Origin of the sequence: Flavicella sp., assembly GCF_037132785.1 — a bacterium.
In the GTDB taxonomy this organism is placed as follows: Bacteria; Bacteroidota; Bacteroidia; order Flavobacteriales; family Flavobacteriaceae; genus Flavicella.
Map to the genome: position 1 here is coordinate 1 of NZ_JBAHZZ010000046.1, position 5319 is coordinate 5319.

Sequence of the window (5319 nt, forward strand, 5' to 3'; positions counted from 1 at the left end):
AAGGCTTACCAACGGCACTTTTACCCCTGGAATAGTCCTTGTCTATTATTTTTGAAATGCGATCCCAATCGATAAGAATATTTATTTGACTAAAAAATGTAGCTTTTATCTTTCTTGTGCGTAAATCACAAATGCTATCTGAAAAAGTAGGTGTTATTTGTAGTTTCATGGCTTGAATATAAATCTTAATAATCTAACAGACAATGATTTATATCCTAAATTTGGATGTTTGTTTTTGTCATGTACCTTGCAACGGTCTTTCCTTGTCTATTATTTTTGAAATTCGATCCCAATCGATAAGAATATTTATTTGACTAAAAAATGTAGCTTTTATCTTTCTTGTGCGTAAATCACAAATGCTATCTGCAAAAGCAGGTGTTATTTGTAGTTTCATAACTTAAATATACGTCTTAATAAGCTAACAAACAATGATATAAAACCTAAGTTTGGATCTTTGTTTTTGTCATGTACCTTGAAAAGGTCTTGATATTTTTGACTACTTGCCATTGCTTTTCGTACTTTATGCATAAAACACCAAGCTGTTCCATTACTAATACTAAATCGTTTCCCCATTTGAATACTGGAAATACTCTTACTGCTTGTACTCATCTCAAAAACAACACAAAAGGCTTTTGTAGGGCAAATTTCACTTTATGAAACTAAAGTATTAGCGGTAGAACTTTCTACATAGTTACAAGAATAACAATGATAAGTATAACCTGATTTTTTACAACCTTTTGTATGACTGCATTTGTTACAAATAAAGCCATCTGCCCATTTTATTTTTGACAAATAAGCCTTACAAGCTTCATCATTTGGTAATTATTTTATAAAAATCAATAAATCTTGACCTTTGAAAACATCCATAACCCTTATATATAGAATGAAAAGTTACAGAAATTAAATGACTAACTCAATGATTTTATATGTAAAGTAGCTTTATAAAATGGAAGTAAAATGATACTTACGGATTTTAGGTATCATTTGAATTCTTAACCTCTAAAATCAAGAATATTGATATGCAAGGATATAATTAATTTTACTTATCATTTTGTTTTTTTCTTAACTACTATTTTATATGACCATCCAAATCCACCTTTTGGGTTCCTTTTAATGCTTTTGAAGCATCATTTTGAATCACATTTGGATGGTGTTGTTCTTCATTAGTAACAATCTTGAAAGACCACGCATATTCACTAACACCAAGATCTATTGATGGCGTAATTCGCAATCCTTTAGCTGTCATCTCCCAAGAAATTTCAACTTCTGATCCGAGCAATTGCACTGACTTAACCATTTTTTTATTCCAACCTTCGGTAGCTTCAATGATAAAATCTTCTGTAGGTTTATTGCATTTAATTGCATAGATGATTTTTCCATTAGTTGTAAAAGATAAGTGTTCATTTTGCTGTTCACTCACCTTCCAGTAACGTGATCCATAGATAGCCTCTCCATTTATTTTTAGCCATTTACCCATAGCCTTCAAACGCTCTACCTGTTCCGGAACCAATGTGCCGTCAGCCTTTGGACCAATATTAATGAGAAAGTTTCCGTTTTTGCTTATTACCTCAACCAATTCGTGAATAACAACTTCAATACTTTTGTATTTATCTCCTTTCAAATAGCCAAAAGAAGTTCCAAATGTTGTACAACTTTGCCACTTGGGACCAATTGTTTTTAGTATTAGATTATCCTTCTCCAAACAGCCAACTCCATCAGGCCAATTTCTGTTAGCTCCCTTATTGTTACAATAAACTGCCTGTCCACGTGCTGCTCCTTCGTTCATAAAATCGGTAATCATACCTCTTACCTTATCATCGAAATATTTAATTATCGGCTTCATCTTTCCTTCGCGAACATTATTACCGTCTCGGGTATAAATAGGAAAGTCGTCCACCCACAGCATATCCGGATGGTATTTTTCCTGAATCTCTTTCCAGCGAGCAACATAGTCATCTACATATTCTTTCGAAAACCCAAAGGGACCGTAAAGGGAAGCTGCTTCAGGCATGAGCTTGATTTCCTCAATGATATGAGGCAATGGTTCAGCATTTACCACGTAGAGTTTTTTCGCAAAGAAAGAGCTATGCCTTTCGCGGTGATAAGACGGCGCATATTTCAATCCCTGCTTACGGACTGCCTGTCCCAAATCACCAACAATGTCTCGTTTAGGTCCCATATCAACCGCGTTCCACGGCGTAAGGTCTGAGTCCCAATTTGCCCAGCCATCATGGTGTTCAGCTGTTAACACAACATAACGAGCACCGACCTCCTTAAATAATTTTGCCCATTCATTCGGATCCCACTTTTCTGCTTTGAATTCTGGAATGATATCCTTATACCCAAACTCAGGAGGATTGGCTCCCCAACGCTCTTTCATATAAGGATAATAATGTTCGGAATCACGATAGATCATTTTGGGAACATGCTCTGAATAGCCTCGTCCACCCTTGCGATACCCAATTGCACTATAAGGTCCCCAATGAATAAATATACCAATCTTACCGTCGTCAAACCATGAGGGAACAGGCATTTCCTGAAGAGCTTCCCAAGTTCCATCATAAAGTTTATTTGATGTCTCCGACTGGGCAAAACTACTTAACAACACAAAATAAAAAATACTAAATAGACAATATTTAAAATTTCTCCTTTTCAACTCCTTTATTCTTTAATGATAAACTCAATTTGTTTCCAGCTTTCCATTCCTTCATTTTTTTGAATTACTCCAGCTGTACTTCGTCCATCCAAAATTATTTTTTTAAGAGCTGCTTTGAGTTCCGCAGCTTTCTTAGGATATTCAGATACCAAATTTTTAGTTTCTCCAATATCCTCTTTCAAATTATATAACTGCATATCTGGTAATTCCAATTTTTCGTTTTTTATATCCTTTGGACTTGGATAGCTCCAACCTCCTGAACCTTGACAGATATTTAACTTCCAATTGCCTTTTCTAATCGCAAAAGAACCATTTATAGAATGATGAATGGTATATTCACGAATTTCAGTATCACTTTCACCTAAAATCAACGGCAACATGCTAAAACTATCTTCTGCTTCATCGTCATTAATTTTATAATCCACGACTTCTGCACAAGTTGCAAAAAAATCAGTAGTGCAAATTATTTTGCTAGAGGTCACATTTTTCAATGCTTTATTTGGCCACTCGATAATAAACGGCACTCTGTGTCCTCCTTCGAAGATGTCAGCCTTTGATCCCCTAAAAGAATAATTAGGATTATGCCCCACCCTTTTAAGTTCATCAAAATCAGACTTTGGAGAACAACCATTATCACTTGTAAATACTAAAAGAGTATTTTCCGAAATTCCATTAGCCTTAAGAACTTCTCTAATTTGACCAACTACATCATCAACTTGCATTACAAAATCTCCATACATATTTGTATTACTTTTTCCTAAAAATTCTGTTGTAGGTAATATTGGTGTGTGCGGAGCAGGTAAGGGAAAATACAAAAAGAAAGGCTTGTCAGAATCAGCTTTTTGATTGATATAATTTACAGCTTTATCAGTTAAATCTTGTAAAATATTTGCATGAACAAAATCATCTGATGTTAATCCTTTTCTCCATACTCCTTTTTCATCCACCGAAACCGTTTTTTTTGTAGGCACCATAGTTGCCATATCATTTTCCACTAATACGTAAGGAGGCATATCTAAAGAACCGCAAAAACCAAACGAATAATCAAAACCATGTGTTGAAGGTCCATTTTTTATAGGAGAATTAAAATTCACTTTAGGACGATCGTTTAAATCATATGATTTTTTTATATCGTTTTTCTCAATATCCCAATCCCATCCTAAATGCCATTTTCCAATGTATGCAGTTGAATACCCTTGTTTCTTAAGCATGTTCGCTACGGTAGTTCGTTCTTCTTTGATTAACGACTTGGAATACCCACTTAACACAGAACTCTTTAAAGAACTCCTCCAGTTGTATCTTCCTGTTAATATTCCATAGCGGGTTGGTGTACAAACAGCTGATGAAGTATGTGCATCAGTAAACATGACACCGTTTGTAGCCATATTATCTAAATTTGGTGTAGGAATTTTCCCTTCAGAGTTAAAACTTTTGATATCTCCATATCCCAAATCATCAGCCAGAATATAAATAATATTAGGATTTTTTAATTGGTTTTTTTTATCCTCTTGCTTTGTTTTAGTACTGCAAGACGAAAGAAAAATGACTACCAAAACTAGTAGATGGGTTGTTGTTTTATTCATTGGTTTATTATATTTAGTTGTTAAAATTAAATTATTGAGCTATACGTTTAGCGTTTGTTTTCTTTGATTTTTATTTTGACAAATTGATTTACTTTCTACCTAATCTATTAATTATTTCATAAAAATTCCGGTTTAAATTAAGAGCGGTTAGTTCAATACAAAACTCATCAAAATATACTTGAATACACCATTTAGTTAGATGATAATATATTGATTACACGTAACTTAATGCACATATTAATAATGTATAATTATTTAAAGTTCTTTCCATTATTCCAACAATATTTGTTCAATGTCATTTAAAAGTTCGTGCCTTCTCCTTTTAGTACACCCTGCCCTTCAAACAGTTACATAATCAATATTTACAAGCCCCAAATGTACGGAAATTAAACAACTAACTCAATTAAATTATTTGTCAGTCAGGGCAGAATCATACTTTTATGTTTAGCTCTTTTAACAAGTATTCTTGATACCACGCAGCTTCTAGTCTTTTCTTTCATTCATGTTTTTTTTTGAAAATTCATTGTTCAATAGATTCAGTGTTGTCCAATGTAAAATTGGTTTAATGACCTAAACAGCTTACAGACGAACCAACATATAGGTTTCACAAGAGAAAAAACATTGTTCTGCCCTGTACACTATACGCTACCACAAGAAGGAGTTTCAGGGCAAACTCACACTTTTTTCAAATTAATTCGATTGGCTTATAGTTGTTTATATTGTTCATTTTTAGTGCATTGCGCTGGTAATCAAGTGAATAGAATCATGGATTCAAAAAGTAAATTAATCAGTATTTTTGGTAAGGTAGAAGACCCTAGAAGCGATATAAACAAGTTACATGACTTGGTTGACATCCTTCCCTCCATTCAATAACATTTAAATGCAACGCTAAATCATTTTGATTGGTAATCTGTTTTGATTGCTTAAAAAGCAAAAACAAAATCTTGGATTCAAGGTTGTAACGCAACAAAACGTTTTAGTTTTATGATGTTACTAAGCTACAATTTTAAGTTCAATATCCATCATTTCTTTTGGTGTTTTATATCCAAGTATCTTTCTAGGTCTATTATTTAGTTTTTC

3 protein-coding genes and 1 pseudogene are annotated in these 5319 nt (G+C 33.5%); all 4 read right to left on the reverse strand.

What is annotated here, in order from left to right; genetic code table 11:
- Nucleotides 1-238: 238 nt before the first annotated feature.
- Entirely contained in the window at nucleotides 239-394 is a 156-nt protein-coding gene (locus V5787_RS02880; RefSeq protein ID WP_336891777.1) for a hypothetical protein, read from the reverse strand.
- A 92-nt stretch (nucleotides 395-486) separates the two neighbouring features.
- A pseudogene (locus V5787_RS02885) lies at nucleotides 487-867 on the reverse strand (transposase); the annotation flags it as partial.
- 202 nt (nucleotides 868-1069) lie between these two features.
- Nucleotides 1070-2656, reverse strand: coding sequence for an alpha-L-fucosidase (locus V5787_RS02890; RefSeq protein ID WP_336891778.1), 1587 nt, complete (start codon nucleotides 2654-2656; stop codon nucleotides 1070-1072).
- Between the two features lie 5 nt (nucleotides 2657-2661).
- The gene (locus tag V5787_RS02895) at nucleotides 2662-4239 is read right to left on the reverse strand and encodes an arylsulfatase (RefSeq protein ID WP_336891779.1); all 1578 of its coding nucleotides are present in this window, start codon (nucleotides 4237-4239) and stop codon (nucleotides 2662-2664) included.
- Nucleotides 4240-5319 lie beyond the last annotated feature (1080 nt).